Below are 20,809 nucleotides of genomic sequence, written 5' to 3' on the forward strand. Positions count from 1 at the left end.
ACTAATACTTTCATTCGCGAATTGTTCACAATCCCAACACACAAAAAGCCCGCTTCGAATGAGCGGGCTTTTAATATTGGATTCTCTAGCTCTGTTTTGGCCTTGAGAAATTTGGATATCAACACGTAGAACACAGGTTGGAAGACGTTAGCTAGGAAATACCGGAAAGAATACCGTCAGTAACACAAACATGAATAGAGCTATTTACACTCAAACTCACTGCTGTAAGGTAGAAATTGAACGACTGGCGAAGCACTACTTATGGACAAGAGTATTTTATGAAATTACTGAGCCTTTTTTTGCCAACAATATTGCTTTGCCTTTGTTTTGCTGCCTGGCAACAATTCAATAATGCGATTCGCGAAGAAAAGGCAAGAGAGATCATACAGCACGCAAGTTCAAACACAGCGCAAAACTATGAACAACAAGCCTTGAAAGCAATTTCGCTTTTAAACTACCGCAACTTTCTTGGTCACAACGTCATCGTCGACGCCCCTTTAATTGCATCAATATATGTATCGATGAACCAATACGTTGAAGATAATAACCAGCGGGCTAAGTACTTACATACGGCCATCAATTATTACCTTGCGGCCACGAAACTGAAGCCCGCATATGGAAATTACTGGGCACTAATTGCGCAGGCAAAAATATATTTAGGTCAGAATGACGAAGAGTTTGCCAGATATCTCACGTTAGCCCACAAATATGGCCCACATAACTATATGGTGCATGTAAATATGGCGATTATTGGCCAGGCAATGCTCAATAACTCCATGGTGATAACCGATCTGCAGCGCGATTTATTGGTACACCACCTAAGTTACGGTTTAGTTCATCGTAAAAGTAGTTCGTCCTTACAATTATTGTTATTAAAGCAAGATGCCGCTCAAGCCGAAATGTGTAAATGGATGGCCGACAATAAAGTAGCAAGAAAAAAGCTTCACTGCGCCTGAATTGCTTTTTGCTTTTCAATAGAAAATGCGCCGTAACCGATAGCCAAAAGTAGTACAAAATAGCTTGATATTGCTGGAAGAACTAAAGGCAGATCAACACTCATGTGCATTAACATACCGAGTGTTGCCATTAAAGAAGCAGCGGCTGCACCTGCAATTCGTTTATCGGTGGTTTTAAATAGAACAGTCGTTGTAGTGTAGAGAGCATGGACAATAAATACTCCTAATAACACTAAAACCGGAATTCCATACTCTATAGCAAACTGTAAATAATCATTGTGCGCCTGAGTATACCGTCCTCTAATATTTTCAGACAAATACGTTGTCCAAGCATACTCGAAGCTACCTGCACCAGCCCCAGTCAATGGAAAATTCTCCAGCATTTTCAGGCCATCAATTAAAACCTCATCCCTGTTTTCCGTGTCAAGACTAGTAGCTTCTAACCTTTGTGCTACTTCCTCCAAACCAAACCATGCGCTTACGACAAACACGTCAATAATGAGCATGCTGACAACCAGAACTTTAAATGACGTTGGCACATTTTTGCCAAATAGCATGTACAATATCGAAACAGAGCAAAGGCTGACAAAAAAAGCGGTGTTGCCCATTCTGGAGTGTGACATGACCAACGCGATTACCATTATGGTTAAACACAGGCGGACAGTACTTTTAGTTTCTAAGACAGAAAAGAAAAGTGCCTTAATATACGCACGCTTACTGGGAAATACCCGATGAGAAAGAGTTGCAATAAAATAACCAAGCCCAGCGCTTAGACACAGCAACAAAAAGTTTGCGAAGTGGTTGTGGTAAACAAAAGTACCGCTCGCTCGATGGCCATTTTCCTCATTGTGCACAACACTAAAATCCTGGCCGGACAGAATTTCAAACGCACCGTAAAAAGCATTGTAAGTGCCGGCTATAACCAAGAAGAGAAGCGCTACCAACAACGCTTTTTCGTTTTGAAATAAAGCTAAGCCGAGTAAAAATATACAAAAGTAAGACGTGGCTTTTAAAAGCGCTTCGAAAGTCGCAGGTTTATCCAGGCTAAGGCTCCCAAAACTAAGACCAGCATCAGCATATGCTTCTCCAGTTTCAGGAGACAGTACATTGACGATCTGAATTGGCAAAGGCAACCACTGCAACACTATCCACACTAAAACAGAAAAAAAGAGTACCAACGGAAGCCAGTGGGTTCTAATAACCCGCTGGATGTGCGGCCAGTACGTCAGTCCATATACCAAAGTAATAATATAAAGTGCTAATTGACCGGCGTTTCGTGCCCAATCCAGCTGTCCACCTAACGGCAATGGCAATATCGCTAAATAAGCTAGGAGTAATAATAGAAATATTGCTGAACCATTCTCTGATTTTATATGTTTAATACTACTCAACATAAACAAAATCCCTTGCACAACATCAAAGTTCGGCTATTGCTGTAACATCAATAAAAAAGCACTACCCCAGTAGTGCTTTTTGTTCTAAACTAATTGTCATGGTCAGTATCAATCAAACAAGCTTAGTCGTCGCTAGAGTCGTTACAATGCTTATTACCTACTGCCTGGCCATTATCACAACCCGGAACAGTCAAGCTAATTGGAGATCCGCCGGCAAAGCTGGTGTCTGAAATGGAATCAGCGGACAACGCAGACACACTGAACATTAAACTGCCAGACAAACCAATAAACGAAAGAATGCTTAAAACCTTTTTCTTATCCATAACTAAATACTCCATTAATAGTCTTTTCACTAAGATGTTGGTGGCTGGAGAAGCGCTCCGCCCTCACACCTGATTACAATTTAACCAACCAGAGCCACTCCAGCAAGCATTTATTGTCAAAAAACGGACATTGCATGTCATTTAATTGACGGACACACAAAAAACATTGTCGGACTCGTGCACCAGACTACTTTTTAAATTCAATTGGACTGCCCTACCTTGTACTGCTTCGTGTGCATTGCATCATCATCTTTACAGTGTAATGCTGCTAATTTAGAGTGAAATGATACAGTAGATGTTGATAGACAGGTTAATACCAAGTTTGAGAGGCAAGCATATGTTACTGGCTTTACGTAAAATACTGCCGTTTTCAATTACAGCAGCACTGCTCTCCACTCTGATCTATATGACGTTTAGCCCCATTTATTATTTATCAGCATCCTTTCCTTTAACCGCCTTTTCATCGTATTTACCACTGAATCAATTGCCTGTGAAAGATGCTAACGGTGTATTTTTTCCTCGAATTTCCACACTAAATCCCGATCAAACAAAACGCTTAATGAACATGGTCGAATCCGACTCAAATACGAATAACAAAGACCCAGAACAACTTCGTAACGAGCTGAATCACTTATTTCAATTACACTTGAGCACAGATCAACAGCCCGACATGCTCATGTTAAATTTATATGTAAAAAAGAACATATCCTGGCTCCGAGAATATAAAAATTTCCTCAGTTCAGGCTTAGAATTTACAAGCAGCTTTGACAAAAGCAACCTCTCTGATTTTATAGAATGGAAAACAGATTATCTGAAAGCACTACATGCGTTTTTCATTTCTTTGATTGTTGCTGGAAGTTTGGCAACGTGGGTGTTTTTCCTTTCAAGGAAAATGTCGGACTAATACCGAGATCGAGACAAACTGCTTTAGCACATACAAAAAAGCCCGCTTCGAATGAGCGGGCTTTTAATATTGGCTTCTCTAGCTCTGTTTTGGCCTTGAGAATTTGGATATCAACACGTAGAACATGGGTACGAAGAAGATAGCCAGGAAGGTAGCTGCAAACATCCCGCCGATTACGGTAATACCTATCGCGTTTTGACTTGCTGCACCCGGGCCGTTTGCGATTGCCAGCGGGGTTACCCCCAGAATAAACGCCATTGAGGTCATCAGAATGGGGCGGAAACGCTGTTTAGCCGCCATGGTCACCGCCTCCATAACGGTTTTGCCTTCTTCTTCCTGCAGCACCTTGGCAAACTCGACAATCAGAATGGCGTTTTTCGCAGCCAGACCGATAGTGGTTAAAAACGCCACCTGCAGGTAAACGTCGTTCGACAGGTTGAACAGGTAGGCGGCGACCACGGCACCCAAAATACCAAGCGGCACAATCAGAATGACCGAGAACGGCACTGCCCAGCTTTCGTACAACGCGGCCAAGCACAGGAAAACAACCAGAATCGAAATCGCATACAGGAAGCCTGCCTGTGAACCCGCAGCTCGTTCTTCATACGACAAGCCTGACCAGGCTATCTCGAAACCTTCAGGTAACATCTCAGCGACCAGCTTTTCCATTTCCTGCATAGCTTCACCCGAGCTAATTCCCGGGGCAGCTGAACCTTGCAGATTGACTGAAGACACGCCATCAAAACGCTCTAGCTGCGGTGAACCATAGGTCCACTTCGAGGAGGCAAACGCACTGAAAGGCACCATTTCACCGGCACTGTTGCGCAAATACCATTTGTTCAGATCATCCGGCATCATGCGGTGCGGTGCATCGGCTTGAAGGTACACTTTCTTAATGCGGCCGTCATCAATAAAGTCATTCACATACGATGAGCCCCAGGCAATTTGCAGGGTGCTGTTTATATCGCTTAATGACACACCCAACGCCGTCGCTTTCTCGCTGTCGATGTCGATTTTGTACTGAGGGACGTCGTTAAGCCCATTTGGACGCACGCCTACCAGCTTTGGATTCTGTGCTGCTGCACCCAGCAGTTGATTGCGCGCTTGCATTAAGGCTTCATGCCCGCGACCCGCCACATCCAGCAACTGCATATCGAAGCCCGACGCATTTCCCAGTTCGCGAATAGGCGGTGGGAAGAATGCAAAAGCACTGGCATCAATGATTTGAGCAAGCGCCGGATAAGCACGTCCTGCTACCGCTTCGACACTGGTGCCCGGCTCGGTCCGCTCAGACCAGTCTTTCAGGCGAATAAAGCCTAATGCCGATGACTGAGCAGATCCTGCAAAGCTAAAGCCGGTAACGGTAAACATGTGATCAACCAAATCGCCTTCTTGTTCGAGGAAGTGATCTTCTACTTTGGCTACCGACTCAAGTGTACGCTCAGCGCTGGAGCCCGCCGGGGTATTCAGCATCATCATCAGGAAGCCCTGATCTTCGTTCGGTAAAAACGAGCCCGGTAAACGCATGAAAATCACCACCATACCCGCAACGAGTAAGGTATACAGTGCCACAAAGCGCGCCAGGCGATTCGCCATAAAGCGGGTTGCGCCCTGATACCGGTCGCGCCCTTTGTTAAAGGTACGGTTAAACCAGCCAAAGAACCCGGTTTTTGCTTCGCCTTCTGCATCGGCCGCGCGCAGGAAAGTGGCGCACAGCGACGGCGAAAGAATAATAGCTACCAGTACCGACAACACCATGGCAGATACAATGGTAATGGAGAACTGACGATAAATGGCCCCCGCAGAACCCGAGAAAAACGCCATTGGAATAAACACCGTAGACAGTACCGCGGCAATCCCCACGAGCGCACTGGTGATTTGAGTCATGGATTTCTTAGTTGCTTCTTTCGGGCTCAGGCCTTCTTCATGAATAATCCGCTCCACGTTTTCCACAACAACAATGGCGTCATCTACCAGCAAGCCGATAGCCAGTACTAAACCAAACATGGTAAGTACGTTTATGCTGAAGCCAAATGCGTAAAGGACAGCAAACGTGCCAAGCAGTACAACCGGTACAGCAATGGTTGGGATTAACGTAGCTCGCCAGTTTTGCAGGAACAGAAGCATGACCAGGAACACCAGTACAATGGCTTCAAGTAACGTTTGTACAACCGACTTAATAGACAGTTCGATAAAGGGGCCGTTGTCGATTGGGTAAATCACTTTCACGCCAGCAGGCAGGTTGCTCTTGAGTTCCTCGACACGCGCTTTTACCCGGTCGATAGTATCGAGTGCATTGGCACCTGATGCCAGTGACAACGCCATACCCGCAGCCGGGTGACGTTTGTATCGCGAAATCACACCGTAGCTTTCTGAGCCCAGTTCAACACGCGCCACATCGCGCAGTCGTACCTGCGAACCGTCGGCATTTACCCGCAACAAAATTCGCTCAAAGTCGTCTTCGGTTTGCAGTCGGGATTGCGCCTGAATAGTCGCGTTTATTTCCTGACCGGAAATCGCAGGCAGGCCACCTAACTCACCGGCAGATACATCGGTATTTTGCACCGCAATGGCGCTTTGCACGTCCTGGGGCGTCAGGTTGTAGCTGTATAAACGCTGCGGATCTAACCAAATACGCATGGCTTTTTGCGCACCGAATGCGCGCACGCTACCAACACCGTCTACCCGTGAAATCGGGTCGCGGAATTTAGACAACAGAATGTCACCCAGCTCATACTGGTCGATGCTGTCATCTTCAGAGTAGAAACCCACAGCCATCATAAAGCTGTTATTAGATTTAGTGACCGTCACGCCCATTTGCTGTACCGACGACGGCAACTGAGATACCGCGCCCTGCACTTTGTTCTGGGTCTGTACCTGCGCAATGTCCGGATCTGCTTCCGGTTCAAAGGTCAGGGTAATGGTCATTCGTCCATTCGCGCTGCTCGAATGGAAATATCGCAGGTTGTCGATGGCGGTCAAACGTTGCTCAATAACCTGGGTTACCGCATTTTCGACGGTTTGCGCAGACGCGCCCGGATACGATGCAGAAATCGTTACAGACGGCGGCGCAACTGTCGGATATTGCTGAATGGGCAGGCTGGTTATCGCCATTACACCCGCCAGCATAGTGATGATTGCCAGTACCCAAGCGAAAACCGGGCGATCGATAAAAAATCTAGCCATGAATGGGTCCTGTAATTATGCGTCTTTCGACAATGGAATAGGCATGACTTTGGCACCAGGGCGCAGTTTGTGATAACCCGCCACTATGATCTGCTCACCTGCAGACAAGCCATTACTCACCTGCCAGTTACCATCGAATGCCTGTAACACACCAATACTGCGCAGCTCTGGGTTGTCGCCATTGACTACCCACACCGACAAACTGCCATCCGGCTGACGAATGGTCGCTCGCTGCGGCACAACCAGGGCTGCCGTATCCGACAGATGAATAGTGGCGCGAACATACAAGCCAGGTAACAGAATGTTATCCGGGTTCGGGAAACGGGCACGAATGGTCACCGAGCCGGTAGATTCATTCACGATGACTTCCGAAAACTCTACAGTACCTTTCAGCCCTTCCAGCGACTGATGCGAACCAGGAATTGTCAGGTCAACGGTTAAGCTGCCTTTATCACGAAGCGCCATTTGCAGGCCCAATGCCTGTTCGCTTGATACCTGCACATCAACATAAACCGGATCTAACTGGGTAATCGTTGCCAGCGGGTCGGTCTGGTTCGCCGTAACCAATGCACCTTCGGTGTAAAAAGAACGGCTAATGCGCCCACTAATTGGCGCATACACTTTGGTGTAATCCATATTCACTTCAGCCAGTGCCACCTGCGCTTCAGCTACACTGACTGCTGCCATAGCCTGGTCGAGCTGCGCGACGACGTCATCGTACTCCTGGCCGCTAATTGCGTTGACTTTCATCAGGTCTTTATATCGCGCTGCCTTAGCCTTTAGTGTTTTCACATTGGCATTAGCAGAAGCGACATCGGCCTTGGCACTGTTGAGTGCTGCTTTATATTGCAGATCATCAATTTGATATAGCTGCTGGCCCTTTTCCACAACGGTACCCTGCTCAAACAAACGCTGAGTAATGACGCCGGTGACCTGAGGACGGACATGGGATTGACGAAAGGCACTTACGCGCCCTGGCAGCTCTAATGTTGTAGACACATTTTGCTGCTCCACCGTTACCACATTAACGGGCACGCCGGATGGTGCGCCCTGGCCACCAGCGGCTTGTTGACCGCCTGACTCCTGAGAACATCCGGTAACGGCTATAACTGACACTGACAGTGCAGCAAGTACAAGTTTTTTGATCATAAAATTCTTTACTTAGTAAATTCCTGAGGACAGCTGTGACAGGAAAGCTGGACAAATAGACAACTTAGATATAGTTTAAAATACATTCGTGTATGTATGTTGTCAATCAGACCAAAAAAGTCAAAAATGCGACGAACTAAAGAAGAAGCCGAACAAACCCGGGCCGCTATCCTTGATGCCGCGGTAGATGTCTTTTCATCTCAAGGGGTAGCGCGTGCAACCCTGGAGCAAATAGCAAAGTCCGCAAACGTTACCCGAGGGGCTGTTTACTGGCACTTTAAGAACAAAACCGACATCTTTATGGCCCTTTACGATGAACTGCACAAGCCGTTCATTCAAGAACTGGTAGACGGGTTAGAGAAATCCTACGATGACCCGCTCCGCCAGCTGGAAAAGGTGTGTTGTGACCTCACAGTGAGGCTGGAAGAAGACCCGCATTTACAGCGAGTACTGTCGCTGTTTTTGCTTAAATGCGACTACAGCGGAAGCTTGCAGGTTTGCCAGGAAAAGACCCGACTCGCCAAAGAAGAAAAACAAGCCACGCTAGAAAAATTCTTTGCCAAAGCTCAGGCGCAAGGCACCTTGTCTGCCGACCTTGATCCCAAAACGCTGACCATGGCTCTGAACTGCTTTTTCCGCGGGATTGTCGTTGAATACCTGGAGAACCCTGACGAGTTTTCATTAAAAGAAATGGCTCCCAAGTTATTTGGCGTGTTCTTTGGAAAATGGCGCTAGCTTCGTTGTTTTAAAATCGCGGCCTTTTTGAATAGATCCCGGGGCAAGCCCGGGATGACGGTGAGGTTGTTTTAAAATCGCGGCCTTTTCGAATAGATCCCGGGGCAAGCCCGGGAAGACGGTGTGGTTGTCTTCTCGGAAAATGTGACGCGATTATCCCCATCCGTCGTCCCGGAATCGCGCAGCGATATCCGGGATCTTAGACACATCAAACAGTAGTCGTTTTGAAATCACGGCCTTTTCGATTAGATCCCGGGGCAAGCCCGGGATGACGGTGTGGTTGTCGTCTCGGAAAATGTGACGCGATTATCTCCATCTGTCTTCCCGGAAGCGCGCAGCGATATCCCCATCCGTCGTCCCGGAATCGCGCAGCGATATCCGGGATCTTAGACACATCAAACAGTGGTCGTTTTGAAATCACAGCCTTTTTGAATAGATCCCGGGGCGAGCCCGGGATGACACTTCTCATGCTGGCTTTATCGTAACGATTTCCCGGATTATTCGTCTTTCGGCGACAAGTTTTCTTTCACCTGACGCGCATCGAAACTAGCGCTGGAGTCCGGGCGGGTGCCGCGACCTAACTGAATATCCAGTGCGCTTTCAATAACGCTTTTCTCACGGCCGCCGACGTAAATCCCTGTAGACAGCGTCGATTCCGGGTAGTAGCTGGTGCGACAGGTAACCAGGCCACAATCGGTAACGCGGGTGTAGCGTTTAGAAAAGCCAATTTCCGGTTCCATTGATACTTTTTCACGGTCTACCATGGTTTCGCGATTAGCCACTACAAACCAGTCGTAACCCTGATCAAGCGTGATCTCTGCTGCACGAAGCATGGCGTAGTCCATCGCTTTGGTTTTGTCACTGCCTTTCCCTTTAAAGTACACCCGGTACTGAGTATCGGTCAGTTTGGTTTCCGAATATCCATACCCACCATTTTCAGCAGCACGGTAGGCAGGTTGACTGGCACAGGCGGCCAGTGTCATAGCCATCACTAATGTGGCAAGTTTCATTAATGTTTTCATGATTACCTCCAATGGCAGTTACTGCTGCCAGTTTGATTGAATTGCTTGTTGTTCCTGCTCACGATTTAACGGAGCGCCTTTAATGATGGTGTCGAGCACCTTGTCTAACTCATGGGCAGAGGTCGCCGTCTGATACTCACCTGTCTGGCCGTTGGTTGGCGTCATCGGCACTAACGTCCGTTGCTGCCATGAGCCGTCTTTTTTGCAGGCGATCACCGCATCGTTACGAGACTGACCTGAAACAGTAAACTGTCGGCACAACGCGCCGTCCTGATGCACAAAGGACAACTGAGGCATGACGGTGACGTCACCCGCGCTATAGCGGCTGCCGCTGGTCTGACTATCCAGTACCGCGGCTATTTGCTGCCACTGGCCTGCATCACCCGGCTGGTCACCCATTAATTGCTGCCAGCCTAACAAGCCCACTAGCGCAACACTGGCAGCCATTGCCATTCCTCTAAGCCAACGTGTGTTCGAGTTTGGCGTTGGTTGTTGTGCAGTTTGCTCAGCCTTGCGATCAGTAAAAGACACGACATTACTTTCAGATGCCGAATCGCACAGCGCAACAATGTGCTCAGGCACAGGGCCGGTCGTTGCTTGCTCTGCAGCACGTTTAACAACGTGATCGACCATACTTAAGGTTGCCATGCGGTCACACAAGGTTTCGTCGGCGGCAATAGCATCACGTACCAGCGCCATTTGCTCGTCATCCAGTTCGTTATCTAAAAACGCACTGAGTTGTTCGTCGGTGATCTTCATGCCGTTACCTCATTGCCATTCGGGCCTTTGGTGCCTTTTTCTAAAAACAGTATTTGTGCCAATTTGCTCCTGGCACGTGCCAACCGACTCATTACCGTCCCCGAAGGAACAGACAACACGTTGGCCGTGTCCTGATACGACAGCCCTTGCACTGCGACAAGCGAAAGTACTTCGCGCTGGTCATCAGGTAAGGTTGCCATGGCGCTTTCTACCTGCTTTAACGTAATATCAGAAGTGATTTGCGCCGTGGCATCCACTTCGGCTTGCTGTAACTCAGGGTTATGCACCGCGGCCTGACGTACCTTGTTTGCCCGATACTCATCAATCCACAAATTCCGGCAGATGCGATACGACCATGCCAACAACTCAACGTCGTCGGGTACTGGCTTAGTCAGTAATTTTTCCACGGTGTTTTGTAATAAATCGTCAGCGTCGGCCATGCTGCCTGTCAACGAATAGGCAAACCGTCTGAGTACCGGCAACATTGCTTTAAGCTGTTCTGATTGCGTTTTTGTCATTGTCATTTCCTACACTGCAAAGGTGATATTTCGTCACCTGACTTGCCTCTTTTATAGTGTTAACGAGACAGGATTTATTTTATTCCCATTAATTGGAATTTTTTTTAATTTATTTCGTTAACTCAGTATCCCAGCTAACAAAGCGGGAGCCTTGTTCCTCATTTTGGCACGCAACTTCAGTGTCATCCACGAGGCACAGGGCGCCCGGACAGTAATGTTGTTTCCAGAATGACAGCGAAGCTTCACTTAAGCATCCTGGACGACGGCTATCGCAAATCTCACTTTTGTAATAAGGTGTCACTATGAAGTTATCGTTATCCACTAAGTTACTATCACGTTCGCTTATCGCAGCTGCGGTAGTGCTGAGTCCTATTTCACTGGTAAATGCACAAGTCCTGCCAAGCGTAACCCGTTCGGTGACTCAACCTATCGAAGATCTGACTCGTCGGTTGCCTGCAAACCGTGTAACCGAGCGGCTGATCCGGCCTGAAAAGCCCGCATTGCCTGAACTATTACCGGCCCTTACCAGCACATTAACAGCGGACCTTTCCAATGCGCTGTTACCGGTAAAACAAGCCATCAGTGTCGTAGATTCCCTACAGCACACGGTGTTGCGGGAAGAGATCACGCCACAGGGCGAGCTTGCTATAGCGAGAGAATGGGTAGTGTATGCGTCAGAGGCCGATTTAGCCTGGTTTGAACAATCCCCGTTTTCGGTAACCAAACAACGTTATGTGTCACTGCTCGACAGCTGGCTTGTTAATATTCAGGTTCCCGATGCCTTTAATTCACTTAACCGAATAAAAGCGGCGTTACCTGCGCATTTGCAATCTCAGCTTGGCCGAAACCATGTGTACCTGACTCAAAGCAACCCGGCAGAAGCGAACGAAGAAGGTGCAGCAGTAAAAGAGAGCGCCGCAACAACAAGTTCGGTTGAAACTAAACCCCTGTGTGAGACACCGGCGCGCATTGGTATGCTGGACTCAGCTATTGAAGATACTCACCCATTACTGTCCACATTGCAGGTTCGCGAGCACACATTCATTGACGCGTCATTGCCGCTTAGCCGTGCCCATGGCACCGCGGTAGCGGGTATTCTTCAGCAACATCTGGCCCATAACAGTCAGGTAGTTAATGCGGCCGTGTTTTATGCCCGAACCCAGGTATCGCAAGGAGCCAGTCTGTTCGATTTAGTGAGTGGACTGGACTGGCTGGCGAGTCAGCAGGTACCGGTTATCAACATGAGTCTGACCGGCCCTGACAACCCATTATTGGCAAAAGCCATTGCGGGGCTGTCGTCTAAAGGCGTTACGCTGATTGCAGCCGTAGGCAATGCCGGACCAGCGGCTCCGCCCTTGTTTCCAGCGGCATATCCTGACGTTATTGGGGTGTCGGCGGTCGACGCACAAGGCAATATTTATCGATGGGCAAATCAGGGGGAGCAAGTGGCGCTATCGGCTCCCGGTGTAAGTGTACTCACAGCCCGGGTTAAAGGAGAAACCGGACCAGAAACCGGAACGTCTATTGCCTCACCAGCCGTGGCCGGATGGTTAGCGCAGTGGCGAACATGCCAGTCAGGAAGCGACACGACGCAAACCGCCATTCCGCCGGCATTGCGACAACAGTTGCAGGATAAAGGCGAGCCAGGCTGGGATCCGGTATTTGGCGAAGGCGCCTGGCTGCCTGCAAAATAGTCCCCCGAATGCGTTGGCTAAAACTTCGCGGTAACACCCACATTCGCCTGGTTCTCCTGATAGTCAGCTATTGACAGGTTTGACTGATAGTCGGCGTATTTCGCACCAATATCGAATGCGACATACTTCGAAAACTGATAGCTGGCGCTTACACCAAGCGTATGCTGGCGGTCAGTGCGCTGGGTTACCGACAAAAAGGCCTCAGCCTCCCGATAGTCCCGATACGCAAACTGATATTGTGCCTTCAGTGATGTTGGCGTGCCCCACCATTGTGTGGGATATGTCCAGCTAAGCTGGCCGGCATGACCAGTAAAGTCGAGTCTGTCGATGTCGGCGTCCTCATACTGATAGGTATAACCCACATTGATCATCTGCCCCTCCATGTCTGGCATGTAAAACCATTGTGTAGATAGTTGGCCACCATTGGCGTTGCGTTCTGGCACAGTGTCAAAGCGCTTTTGAAGATAGTCAGCACTTATGTGCAAGTAGGTTTTCGCGGTAATGCTGTTTTGCCAGCTCACCCCAGACTGCTGATAACGCATGAAGTCATTGCCGTCCAGTGCCGCATCGGCCAGGTAACTATGCACGCCCCACTTACCCAAACGGGTTTTTAAGCCTGCGCCCACATTCCAAGTTGTAATAGCCAGGTTGAAGTCGGTTGCGTCCTGATACTGCGTGCGCTGATGGTTCACGCCGGCGTTAAAGGACAACGCATCCGTGGCTTGCCAATCTGCGCTGAGCTTGCCTTTCAGGTAACCCGCGTAATCGGATTGATTACTGGCACGATCCAACTCTGTCACTGTGACGTTCGAGTCGTATTGCGCACCAGCCTGTAACTCCCCTTTGTAGGTTACCGTCGCAACAGCCGGTACGCTCACGGCAGTAATGGCAGCAAAAATCAGTGTCGTTTTCATCGGAAGACCCCTTCAATTATCGGTTTGTTGCACAAACAGTAAAGAGAAGGCGCATGCCTTCCCTCTACGTACTGATGTGATTAGTTGCCCAGAATCGAGCTGATATTGGCAGCCACGGCATTGTTAACCGTGCTGGATACTGCACCTTCTACCGCGCCCTCAACAGCACCTTCAACCGCGCCATCCACCGCACTGGAAACGCTGTTAGTGACTGTACTGTTTACGGTATCGCTAACTTGCGTTACCGCACTGGTAGACACATTTTGAGCAACAGTGGCTGACACGGCAGACGACACCACCTGTTCAACCGAAGCAGCGTCCGCCACTTGCAATGCCGTTGCAGCATCAATGGTGTTTTGCAAAGTGCCGTTTACCGCGCTGTTGATTGCGTCGCCCGAGCCATTCAGGGTTGAACTGATTGAGCCACCGGCATCAGCGACGACATTCAGACTTCCTTGCAGGCTACCTTGTAGTGATTGAGACAGCTCCGCAACCGGCAAGTCCGTCACGATATCAGTGCTTTGTTCAAGTGCGGTATCAGCTGACGCGGTTGCTTGTTGTCCGGTTTCAGCCATAGTCTCTTCAGACTCGCTCACCGTTTCTGTCGATTGTTCTGCCGTGCCTTCTGCAGACTCTGCTACCTCAGTCGTTGCTTCTTCTGATTGAGCTGCTGACTCATCTGCTACTTGCTCATTGGCGTTGCTGTTTGCCTTTACATTAGACTGGTTTGCGAACGACAGTGTTACAGACGAAGCCGTAGTTGGGTCGGTACTTGCTGAAGTCTGTGCATCAGCGGCGGTAGATTGGTTAAACGTGACGTCGGATTCAACAGACTGTGCCTGCGCGGCACCGTGTGCCAAACCCATTGCCAGAATCAGTGAAGTAAAAGTAAAAGTTTTCATAATCATCTCCAGTTATGTCACATTGACATTGAGTTAACGGAGAGGACCTGAGGTTTATTCCCTCTAAAATGAAAAAAATGCAGATTGAGTTAAAAAAAGCCGGGCAGTAGACTGATATTTCGGCCCCATTGAAGGAGTTAACCCCATGTCCGCAAACCAATTTGCTAACAGTCTGCATGATGTCTTCAGTACGTTTGGACCTATTCATCTAAAGCGCATGTTTGGTGGCCATGGCGTGTTCAGTCAGGGAAAAATGTTTGCGTTGGTAGTGAGCGATCAGCTTTATATAAAAGTGGACGCCGGAATGAAGCAGGCGCTTGAAGAACGGGGCTATTCACCGTTTACTTATGTCCGACAAGGCAAAACCATCGCGCTTAGTTACATGGAAGCGCCGGAAGAAATTTATGATGATCCGGATGACGCCTGCGATTGGGCGCGTCAGGCTTATGCGGCTGCATTGGCCGGGAAATAGGCCCTAGGGTGTGTCGTCAAAAAATGCTTCAATGACCGAGGCCTCACAGCGATATCCATGCTCAGTGATCCAGTCAATGGCTTCTTGAACCGTCTCAAAAAATGCCAGCTCGGCGGGTAGATTGCGATAGAGGCGCTTCATTTGCAGTTTTGCGGTGGTCTTCACTTCTGACTTACACATCACTACCGCTACGTGACTCAAGCCGGTTTCTACTGCGCGGGCAATGCGCACCTGCAGATCTTTTTCTGCATCGGGTACCAGCAGGCTTTCTCCCTGCAGCATGATAATGTCAGCCCACCTGGACACTTTTGCTGAATACACACTGGTGGCGTAATCGATACCAAATTGCTCAATACACTCGAGGTTCCATGGGCCCACGGCATTGGTTAATACCACATCCTGATTCATTATCAGGCTAAACTCACCGTGTTGTTTATTGTAAAACGTTGCCACTTCTCGTCCTCACTGCGTGCTGTATATTAAGTGTAACAAATATTCCGTTAGCGAGCGTATTTTTGGATACTACTGTTCTTGTTAGTTCATAATTAAACGTCGGGGGCTATAAGGCCCCCGATCCGACTCTTCAGTTTAGGCTGCAATTATATGCGACAGTGCGGCAAATGAAGGCTGTGACTGAATATCCAGTGGAACCCGCAAGATGCGAGCTATGTCACTCACGCTGATCACGCCTCGTATTTCGTGCTGTTGCTTGTCGATAACCAAACAGTGCATTTTGCCGTTGTCTTGCAGCGTATCCACCACATCTTTTACCGATGCGACCTTCAGTTCGTGGTAGTCAAAGGCTTGCAATGCGGCTTTGGGTTGCATCATATCAGCCACCAGCAATTCAGAGCGGGGCAGCCCCAATTGCACAACGCGCTGCAGGATTTTTTGTTCAGTAATGTCAGCCAGCGTCACGATACCCACGAATTGCTCGTGTTTGTCTAATACCAGCTTCATTTTTACGTGAGACTGACGCATTAGTCTTTCCAGTTCTATGGCTTTTACATTACCGTCAATGACCAGCGGTTGGTGTTCATGAAAATCAGTGAAAATGCTTAGTGCCGAAGACGCCAGTTCAACGTGGTCGTAGACTTCAGGGTGCGCTAGCGTATCAATAGCTTCAGTTTGGCAAAGTGTTAAATGATGCATGAGTTAATCCTCGAAAAATTAAGAAAGTGGCGCAATGCGCCGCTGAGTCGATTGATTAACTAAATACAGGTGGGGCCCTGATGGCATATCCGGAATAAAATGAGCCTGACAGTTGCGTCTGGAGCTGGCCGGGAACCGTGCTTGCCTGAGGCGCAAACCGCATACCTTTAGCACTACTGATTACACCGGGGCCATCGTCCTGCTGGTCAGACTCAATGCCTTGTTCAACCTCGGCGCTCTCAGCCTCAGCCAGGTTGCTATCAACGCTACTCCATTGACCATGTAAGCCTGACTGCACAGCAGCACCTGAGCCAGGCAAACCTGCCAGCGCTATCAGTGTGAGTATCAGTAACCAAGCCTTCATCTGAAGCAATTCCAAAATAAACAAGGGATGTTGTTAAGAGTAAAGATGGACCTGAACAGTTCCGGAATAAAGTAGAATACCGACCAATAGCGGAAAAAACTGGTTAAGTGGCATATCAGAGACTGTGACACTCGCTTTTTCTACCTATTTTTCAAAACAAACTTCGATGATAAGTTTAGTTACGTCCTATTTTTTAGAATCTTTCACTCTAATAATTGGACTGTTTTTAATGAAACAGGTTAGATAATCTGTTCGCATCGGATAAGTAATTTACCCAATGCGACGACTAACTACGCAAGGAAATGGTTTTGGCGACACCAAAGAACTGGCCTTTCGGGCTGATTATTATTCATTGGGTAACGGCACTCGTGGTGATAGGCATGTTTGCCGTTGGCATATGGATGGTTGACCTGACGTATTACAGCGAATGGTATCGAACCGCCCCCCACTGGCACAAAAGCACAGGCCTAATTCTGGCTGCGGTAACCCTTGCCAGATTGCTGATGCGCACCCGCACTCAGCGTCCAGAGCGTTTCGGTAGCGCTGTGGAACGCATACTTTCGAGTCTGGGTCACGCAGGTATATACGCGCTGCTGATTACTATTTTTGTGAGTGGATATTTGATCTCGACCGCTGACGGCAGGGGTATAGAAGTATTTAACTGGTTCACTGTGCCCGGCGCAGGTGAGCTATTTGCCGAGCAATCAGACATTGCCGGGGAAGTTCACGAATACGCGGCATACGGTTTGATTGGGCTAGTGGTTATTCACGCCCTGGCGGCATTCAAACACCATTTTATTAGTCGGGACGCCACCTTGTCGCAAATGACGGGCCGTCACCGGTAAACCTTTTTTTATTGAGAATACAGGAGAGTGAAATGAAAAAATTAGTAATAGGTGCATTACTGGGATTGTCATCTTTGGCTGCCAATGCCGCTGACTACGTCATTGATACCAATGGTGCACACGCATCGGTTAACTTTAAAATTCAACACTTAGGTTATTCCTGGTTAACTGGCCGTTTTAACGATTTCAGCGGTAATTTCAGCTACGACCCGGCCAAGCCAGAAGCGTCTTCCATTACCGTGACCATCGACACCAACAGCATCGACTCAAACCATGCTGAGCGTGACAAGCATTTACGCGGCGGTGATTTCCTGTCGGTAAAGAAATACCCGGAAGCCAAATTCGTCAGCACCAAGGTAGAAGACCTGGGTGGCAATAAACTAAAAGTGTATGGTGACTTTACTCTGCACGGTAAAACCAATGCTATCGTTATCGACGCACAAAAAATTGGTGAAGGTGCAGATCCATGGGGCGGTTACCGCGCAGGTTTCGCTGGCACCACGACCATTGCTTTAAAAGACTATGGTATCGACTACAACCTGGGCCCGGCATCGACCCACGTTGAACTGTCTCTACACGTGGAAGGCGTGAAGCAGTAATCGAGTGATTAACCACGCTAATTACAATAGCCGGATGCGTTCAGCGTCCGGCTTTTTTCTATCCGATGTATTCGTTTAGCTCAGTGATGTGAAGTAGCTCGCCACTCGGCCCCCATACATAGAACACCTTTCCCCACGACTCTTGTTTGACTTCTTTGAGATTAGTCTTGTGCTGACTCCTGCTACAGCGCTCATAGGCCTGCTCAATACTATCCACACAAATTTGCAGCATAAAATTATTCGCCAGCGCCGGTTCATAGAAGCGTTGCAGAAACAGCGCACACTCACCGCTTTCACAAAGCGTGAGATCATCGGTTACGTAAGCCAATGAAAAGCCTATTTCCTCGTAAAACGCCTTTGAAACCTCATAGTTCTTGCAGGGAACAAATGCTTTTATGTCCTGAACTGCCATGCTAACTCCTTGCTTATTTTTGGCTAAACGAGCGTCTGGGTTTATTATGTGCCAGAAAATGAACCGCGAGCAAACTGAATGCTGGCAAAATAAACACGGCGACAGAGTTAATGACACAGGGAAGAATTCAGCTACAGGGTGCTATCGCGGCTTTCACTTGCGCAGCGTGCTTCATTATTGGCGCGGTCACACTGAAATGGATTGCACCGGATATCTATGTGTTTCCCGAAGGCCGGTTGCGGGTTATTGAGCAATACGGCGTGCTATTGCACGTATGGCACTTTATTATCTTTCCGTTAGTGGGTCTGTCGGTTTTATTTCTGAATCGTACGCTGGTAAAGCAAACTACCCCGCCACTGGGCGGATTCTCGACACTGTGCACGCTGGTAGCCTATGTGGCTTTGTGTCACGACATTGCTATGTTTACCATCGAGACGTTATCTAACGAACTGTTTTTACAGCAGCATTTCGAATCCCATCAACAGCTTACCCAGCAGACCATGACGATCTATTCGGTACTGATTAAATTGCGAGCCAGCACTGAGTGGGGCATTGACGTCTGGTTGTGCTTAATGAATGTTTACCTGCTATTCCAACGACGTTTTCACCCCATTCTGCAGATCCTGGGGATAGCTGTAGGTGTGCTTGGGGTGCTTGTACTGTTCAATTCGTCATTCCACTACTTGGAATTCACGTACCTAAGCGGCATGATTATCTGGTTTCTGAGTGTTGGTGTCTGGCTGGCAATCACCAACCCACCATCAACACATTCTGACAACCTTGGCACCTGATCCACACACCTGTACTTTGGTATCAATTGGCGACAGATTGCCATACAGGCGAATTAAAAAAGTGAAATACACTTGCTAATCAGATGTTACAAACAGCCGTTTTCGGCTCCAGTGTTACGGCTTAAAACCACCGCAAAACGCGCTTAAACATTGCCACTGACAACCGCCAAATTGTTAATAAACTTACAATTAATTAACGCGCATAAAGTCGTTTTTCAGGGTTTAATTTAGCGCCTAATCAAGTAAACTGTTACCGAGTTCAACACACTCCCCTGGATCAGCAGACAGGGCATAACTGAGCTGGCATACCTCAACATTGAATGGAGAATCGTTATGCCTGCAACTCAGCGCATTTTTATTAAAAATCCCCTTTGTATTTTTGCCCCTGAATCAGCCGAACCGGTTACCGGATTAGTGATCAGCGGTGGTGTCATTGAGTCCCTGTTATACAACAACGAGCAGCCGCAAACCGCCTGTGACGAGGTATTTGATGCCTCAGGACTGGTTATTCTGCCCGGATTAATCAACACCCATCACCACTTTTATCAGACCCTTACCCGTGCCTGGGCACCGGTAGTAAACCAGCCGTTATTTCCGTGGCTGCAGACCCTGTATCCGGTCTGGGCTCGATTGACGCCAGAAGCGTTGCATTTGGCCAGTCAGGTCGCCATGGCTGAATTGCTCTTATCGGGCTGTACCACGGCGGCCGACCATCATTACCTGTTCCCGGAAGGCCTTAACGACGCCATTGATATTCAGGTGGATGTCGTGAGGCAACTGGGCATGCGGGCTATGCTCACCCGCGGCTCGATGAGTCTGGGAGAAGCCGATGGCGGCCTGCCGCCGCAACATACGGTGCAGACCGGTGAAGCCATTCTAAAAGACAGCGAACGACTGATTCAGCAATACCACGAACGCGGTCCAAACGCGCAAATCCAAATTGCGTTGGCCCCGTGTTCCCCATTCTCCGTTACACGGGAAATCATGCAGCAAAGCGCAGAGTTGGCCGAAGCGCAGGACGTTCGCTTGCATACTCATCTGGCTGAAACCCTCGACGAGGAAGCGTTTTGCCTGAAGATGTTTGGCATGCGCACGGTTGATTATCTGGAGAGTGTGGGTTGGTTAAGCGACCGTACCTGGTTGGCTCACGGCATTCACTTTAACGACGACGAAATACGCCGTTTAGGTGCAGCCGGCACTGGCATTTGCCATTGTCCGGTGTCGAATATGCGTCTGGCATCAGGTATATGCCCCACGTTAGATCTCATTGAAGCCGGCGCGCCGATTGGCTTAGGCGTAGATGGTTCTGCGTCTAACGATGCTTCAAACCTGATGTATGAAGCGCGCCAGGCGTTGTATTTACAACGTTTGAAATATGGCGCTCAGGCTATTACCCCAGAGAAAGTCCTCAGTTGGGCAACCGTCGGCTCTGCCACTGTGTTAGGCCGCGACGATATTGGCCAAATAGCCGAAGGCAAAGCCGCGGATTTAGCCTGTTTTCGACTGGATGAACTGCGTTTCAGTGGCTCCCACGATCCCATCGCAGCCCTGCTGTTATGCGGTGCAGAGCGAGCAGAACATGTCATGGTAAATGGTGAATGGCGCGTGACCGATGGACAAATCAACGGCCTGGATTTACCGGACCTTACTTCACGCCACAAAGCAGCCGCCAGTGCATTGATAACAGGCTAGAAAACAAACAGGCCCGGAATACACCG

General features: G+C 48.7%; 22 protein-coding genes. 9 read left to right on the forward strand and 13 right to left on the reverse strand.

The window, feature by feature from the left end:
* The first annotated feature begins 278 nt into the window (after positions 1–278).
* The gene (locus BUB81_RS01920) at positions 279–956 is read left to right on the forward strand and encodes a hypothetical protein (RefSeq protein WP_073317390.1); all 678 of its coding nucleotides are present in this window, start codon (positions 279–281) and stop codon (positions 954–956) included.
* Here the strand turns inward: BUB81_RS01920 and BUB81_RS01925 are convergent.
* Both BUB81_RS01925 and BUB81_RS01930 read right to left on the reverse strand, forming a co-directional pair.
* On the reverse strand, positions 944–2,350 hold the full coding sequence (locus BUB81_RS01925; protein WP_073317393.1) for an O-antigen ligase family protein: 1,407 nt from the start codon (positions 2,348–2,350) through the stop codon (positions 944–946). The genes BUB81_RS01920 and BUB81_RS01925 overlap by 13 nt on opposite strands.
* Before the next feature lie 122 nt (positions 2,351–2,472).
* Positions 2,473–2,673, reverse strand: coding sequence for a hypothetical protein (locus BUB81_RS01930; RefSeq protein ID WP_073317396.1), 201 nt, complete (start codon positions 2,671–2,673; stop codon positions 2,473–2,475).
* 337 nt (positions 2,674–3,010) lie between these two features.
* On the opposite strand from BUB81_RS01930, the gene BUB81_RS01935 reads away from it, so the two are divergent.
* Entirely contained in the window at positions 3,011–3,577 is a 567-nt protein-coding gene (locus tag BUB81_RS01935) for a hypothetical protein (protein ID WP_073317398.1), read from the forward strand.
* 78 nt (positions 3,578–3,655) lie between these two features.
* Here the strand turns inward: BUB81_RS01935 and BUB81_RS01940 are convergent, their stop codons facing one another.
* Positions 3,656–6,763 (reverse strand): efflux RND transporter permease subunit, encoded by a 3,108-nt coding sequence (locus tag BUB81_RS01940; protein ID WP_073317400.1) that lies wholly within the window; start codon positions 6,761–6,763, stop codon positions 3,656–3,658.
* A 15-nt stretch (positions 6,764–6,778) separates the two neighbouring features.
* Positions 6,779–7,912, reverse strand: a complete 1,134-nt coding sequence (locus tag BUB81_RS01945) for an efflux RND transporter periplasmic adaptor subunit (RefSeq protein WP_073317402.1) — start codon at positions 7,910–7,912, stop codon at positions 6,779–6,781.
* 126 nt (positions 7,913–8,038) lie between these two features.
* Between BUB81_RS01945 and BUB81_RS01950 the strand changes: the two genes are divergently transcribed.
* Entirely contained in the window at positions 8,039–8,647 is a 609-nt protein-coding gene (locus BUB81_RS01950) for a TetR family transcriptional regulator (RefSeq protein ID WP_073317404.1), read from the forward strand.
* A gap of 497 nt (positions 8,648–9,144) precedes the next feature.
* Here BUB81_RS01950 and BUB81_RS01955 read toward each other — a convergent pair whose 3' ends face one another.
* From BUB81_RS01955 to BUB81_RS01965, 3 genes are read right to left on the reverse strand one after another with little or no spacing between them, the layout of a single operon-like run.
* The gene (locus BUB81_RS01955; protein ID WP_073317406.1) at positions 9,145–9,669 is read right to left on the reverse strand and encodes a CC0125/CC1285 family lipoprotein; all 525 of its coding nucleotides are present in this window, start codon (positions 9,667–9,669) and stop codon (positions 9,145–9,147) included.
* Positions 9,670–9,687: 18 nt separating this feature from the next.
* Positions 9,688–10,428, reverse strand: a complete 741-nt coding sequence (locus tag BUB81_RS01960; RefSeq protein ID WP_073317408.1) for a hypothetical protein — start codon at positions 10,426–10,428, stop codon at positions 9,688–9,690.
* Positions 10,425–10,946 (reverse strand): RNA polymerase sigma factor, encoded by a 522-nt coding sequence (locus BUB81_RS01965; RefSeq protein ID WP_073317410.1) that lies wholly within the window; start codon positions 10,944–10,946, stop codon positions 10,425–10,427. The genes BUB81_RS01960 and BUB81_RS01965 overlap by 4 nt, the downstream gene beginning before the upstream one ends.
* A 302-nt stretch (positions 10,947–11,248) precedes the next feature.
* Here BUB81_RS01965 and BUB81_RS01970 point away from each other — a divergent pair, with 302 nt between their 5' ends.
* The gene (locus BUB81_RS01970; RefSeq protein WP_073317412.1) at positions 11,249–12,640 is read left to right on the forward strand and encodes a S8 family serine peptidase; all 1,392 of its coding nucleotides are present in this window, start codon (positions 11,249–11,251) and stop codon (positions 12,638–12,640) included.
* Positions 12,641–12,657: 17 nt separating this feature from the next.
* Here BUB81_RS01970 and BUB81_RS01975 read toward each other — a convergent pair whose 3' ends face one another.
* A complete protein-coding gene (locus tag BUB81_RS01975; RefSeq protein WP_073317414.1) occupies positions 12,658–13,554 on the reverse strand; it encodes a surface lipoprotein assembly modifier in 897 nt (298 codons plus the stop codon).
* A gap of 80 nt (positions 13,555–13,634) precedes the next feature.
* Positions 13,635–14,456 carry a hypothetical protein gene (locus BUB81_RS01980; protein WP_073317416.1) on the reverse strand — a complete coding sequence of 274 codons (822 nt, stop codon included), beginning with the start codon at positions 14,454–14,456 and terminating at the stop codon, positions 13,635–13,637.
* 145 nt (positions 14,457–14,601) lie between these two features.
* Here BUB81_RS01980 and BUB81_RS01985 point away from each other — a divergent pair, with 145 nt between their 5' ends.
* Positions 14,602–14,928: a TfoX/Sxy family protein gene (locus BUB81_RS01985; protein WP_073317418.1), complete on the forward strand. Its 327-nt coding sequence runs from the start codon at positions 14,602–14,604 to the stop codon at positions 14,926–14,928.
* A gap of 3 nt (positions 14,929–14,931) precedes the next feature.
* On the opposite strand, the gene BUB81_RS01990 is transcribed toward BUB81_RS01985, so the two are convergent.
* From BUB81_RS01990 to BUB81_RS02000, 3 genes are all read right to left on the reverse strand, one after another.
* The gene (locus BUB81_RS01990) at positions 14,932–15,381 is read right to left on the reverse strand and encodes a hypothetical protein (RefSeq protein WP_084526125.1); all 450 of its coding nucleotides are present in this window, start codon (positions 15,379–15,381) and stop codon (positions 14,932–14,934) included.
* Between the two features lie 135 nt (positions 15,382–15,516).
* The gene (locus tag BUB81_RS01995) at positions 15,517–16,080 is read right to left on the reverse strand and encodes a CBS domain-containing protein (RefSeq protein WP_073317420.1); all 564 of its coding nucleotides are present in this window, start codon (positions 16,078–16,080) and stop codon (positions 15,517–15,519) included.
* A gap of 55 nt (positions 16,081–16,135) precedes the next feature.
* Complete coding sequence (locus BUB81_RS02000) at positions 16,136–16,444, reverse strand: hypothetical protein (protein ID WP_073317423.1); 309 nt, start codon at positions 16,442–16,444, stop codon at positions 16,136–16,138.
* 308 nt (positions 16,445–16,752) lie between these two features.
* Between BUB81_RS02000 and BUB81_RS02005 the strand changes: the two genes are divergently transcribed.
* A complete protein-coding gene (locus BUB81_RS02005) occupies positions 16,753–17,289 on the forward strand; it encodes a cytochrome b (protein WP_370239854.1) in 537 nt (178 codons plus the stop codon).
* A 32-nt stretch (positions 17,290–17,321) separates the two neighbouring features.
* Complete coding sequence (locus BUB81_RS02010) at positions 17,322–17,888, forward strand: YceI family protein (protein WP_073317429.1); 567 nt, start codon at positions 17,322–17,324, stop codon at positions 17,886–17,888.
* Between the two features lie 58 nt (positions 17,889–17,946).
* Here BUB81_RS02010 and BUB81_RS02015 read toward each other — a convergent pair whose 3' ends face one another.
* The gene (locus BUB81_RS02015; RefSeq protein ID WP_073317432.1) at positions 17,947–18,300 is read right to left on the reverse strand and encodes a VOC family protein; all 354 of its coding nucleotides are present in this window, start codon (positions 18,298–18,300) and stop codon (positions 17,947–17,949) included.
* A 110-nt stretch (positions 18,301–18,410) separates the two neighbouring features.
* Between BUB81_RS02015 and BUB81_RS02020 the strand changes: the two genes are divergently transcribed.
* Positions 18,411–19,091 (forward strand): hypothetical protein, encoded by a 681-nt coding sequence (locus BUB81_RS02020; protein ID WP_073317435.1) that lies wholly within the window; start codon positions 18,411–18,413, stop codon positions 19,089–19,091.
* Between the two features lie 333 nt (positions 19,092–19,424).
* Entirely contained in the window at positions 19,425–20,783 is a 1,359-nt protein-coding gene (locus BUB81_RS02025) for an 8-oxoguanine deaminase (protein WP_073317439.1), read from the forward strand.
* Positions 20,784–20,809: the final 26 nt, after the last annotated feature.

The organism is Marisediminitalea aggregata (assembly GCF_900129565.1).
Taxonomy (GTDB): Bacteria; Pseudomonadota; Gammaproteobacteria; order Enterobacterales; family Alteromonadaceae; genus Alteromonas; species Alteromonas aggregata.

Coding starts and splice junctions, on each gene's coding strand:
- BUB81_RS01920 (WP_073317390.1), top strand. CDS start 279: ATGAAATTACTGAGCCTTTTTTTGCCAACAATATTGCTTTGCCTTTGT.
- BUB81_RS01925 (WP_073317393.1), bottom strand. CDS start 2,350: ATGTTGAGTAGTATTAAACATATAAAATCAGAGAATGGTTCAGCAATA.
- BUB81_RS01930 (WP_073317396.1), bottom strand. CDS start 2,673: ATGGATAAGAAAAAGGTTTTAAGCATTCTTTCGTTTATTGGTTTGTCT.
- BUB81_RS01935 (WP_073317398.1), top strand. CDS start 3,011: ATGTTACTGGCTTTACGTAAAATACTGCCGTTTTCAATTACAGCAGCA.
- BUB81_RS01940 (WP_073317400.1), bottom strand. CDS start 6,763: ATGGCTAGATTTTTTATCGATCGCCCGGTTTTCGCTTGGGTACTGGCA.
- BUB81_RS01945 (WP_073317402.1), bottom strand. CDS start 7,912: ATGATCAAAAAACTTGTACTTGCTGCACTGTCAGTGTCAGTTATAGCC.
- BUB81_RS01950 (WP_073317404.1), top strand. CDS start 8,039: ATGCGACGAACTAAAGAAGAAGCCGAACAAACCCGGGCCGCTATCCTT.
- BUB81_RS01955 (WP_073317406.1), bottom strand. CDS start 9,669: ATGAAAACATTAATGAAACTTGCCACATTAGTGATGGCTATGACACTG.
- BUB81_RS01960 (WP_073317408.1), bottom strand. CDS start 10,428: ATGAAGATCACCGACGAACAACTCAGTGCGTTTTTAGATAACGAACTG.
- BUB81_RS01965 (WP_073317410.1), bottom strand. CDS start 10,946: ATGACAAAAACGCAATCAGAACAGCTTAAAGCAATGTTGCCGGTACTC.
- BUB81_RS01970 (WP_073317412.1), top strand. CDS start 11,249: ATGAAGTTATCGTTATCCACTAAGTTACTATCACGTTCGCTTATCGCA.
- BUB81_RS01975 (WP_073317414.1), bottom strand. CDS start 13,554: ATGAAAACGACACTGATTTTTGCTGCCATTACTGCCGTGAGCGTACCG.
- BUB81_RS01980 (WP_073317416.1), bottom strand. CDS start 14,456: ATGAAAACTTTTACTTTTACTTCACTGATTCTGGCAATGGGTTTGGCA.
- BUB81_RS01985 (WP_073317418.1), top strand. CDS start 14,602: ATGTCCGCAAACCAATTTGCTAACAGTCTGCATGATGTCTTCAGTACG.
- BUB81_RS01995 (WP_073317420.1), bottom strand. CDS start 16,080: ATGCATCATTTAACACTTTGCCAAACTGAAGCTATTGATACGCTAGCG.
- BUB81_RS02000 (WP_073317423.1), bottom strand. CDS start 16,444: ATGAAGGCTTGGTTACTGATACTCACACTGATAGCGCTGGCAGGTTTG.
- BUB81_RS02010 (WP_073317429.1), top strand. CDS start 17,322: ATGAAAAAATTAGTAATAGGTGCATTACTGGGATTGTCATCTTTGGCT.
- BUB81_RS02015 (WP_073317432.1), bottom strand. CDS start 18,300: ATGGCAGTTCAGGACATAAAAGCATTTGTTCCCTGCAAGAACTATGAG.
- BUB81_RS02020 (WP_073317435.1), top strand. CDS start 18,411: ATGACACAGGGAAGAATTCAGCTACAGGGTGCTATCGCGGCTTTCACT.
- BUB81_RS02025 (WP_073317439.1), top strand. CDS start 19,425: ATGCCTGCAACTCAGCGCATTTTTATTAAAAATCCCCTTTGTATTTTT.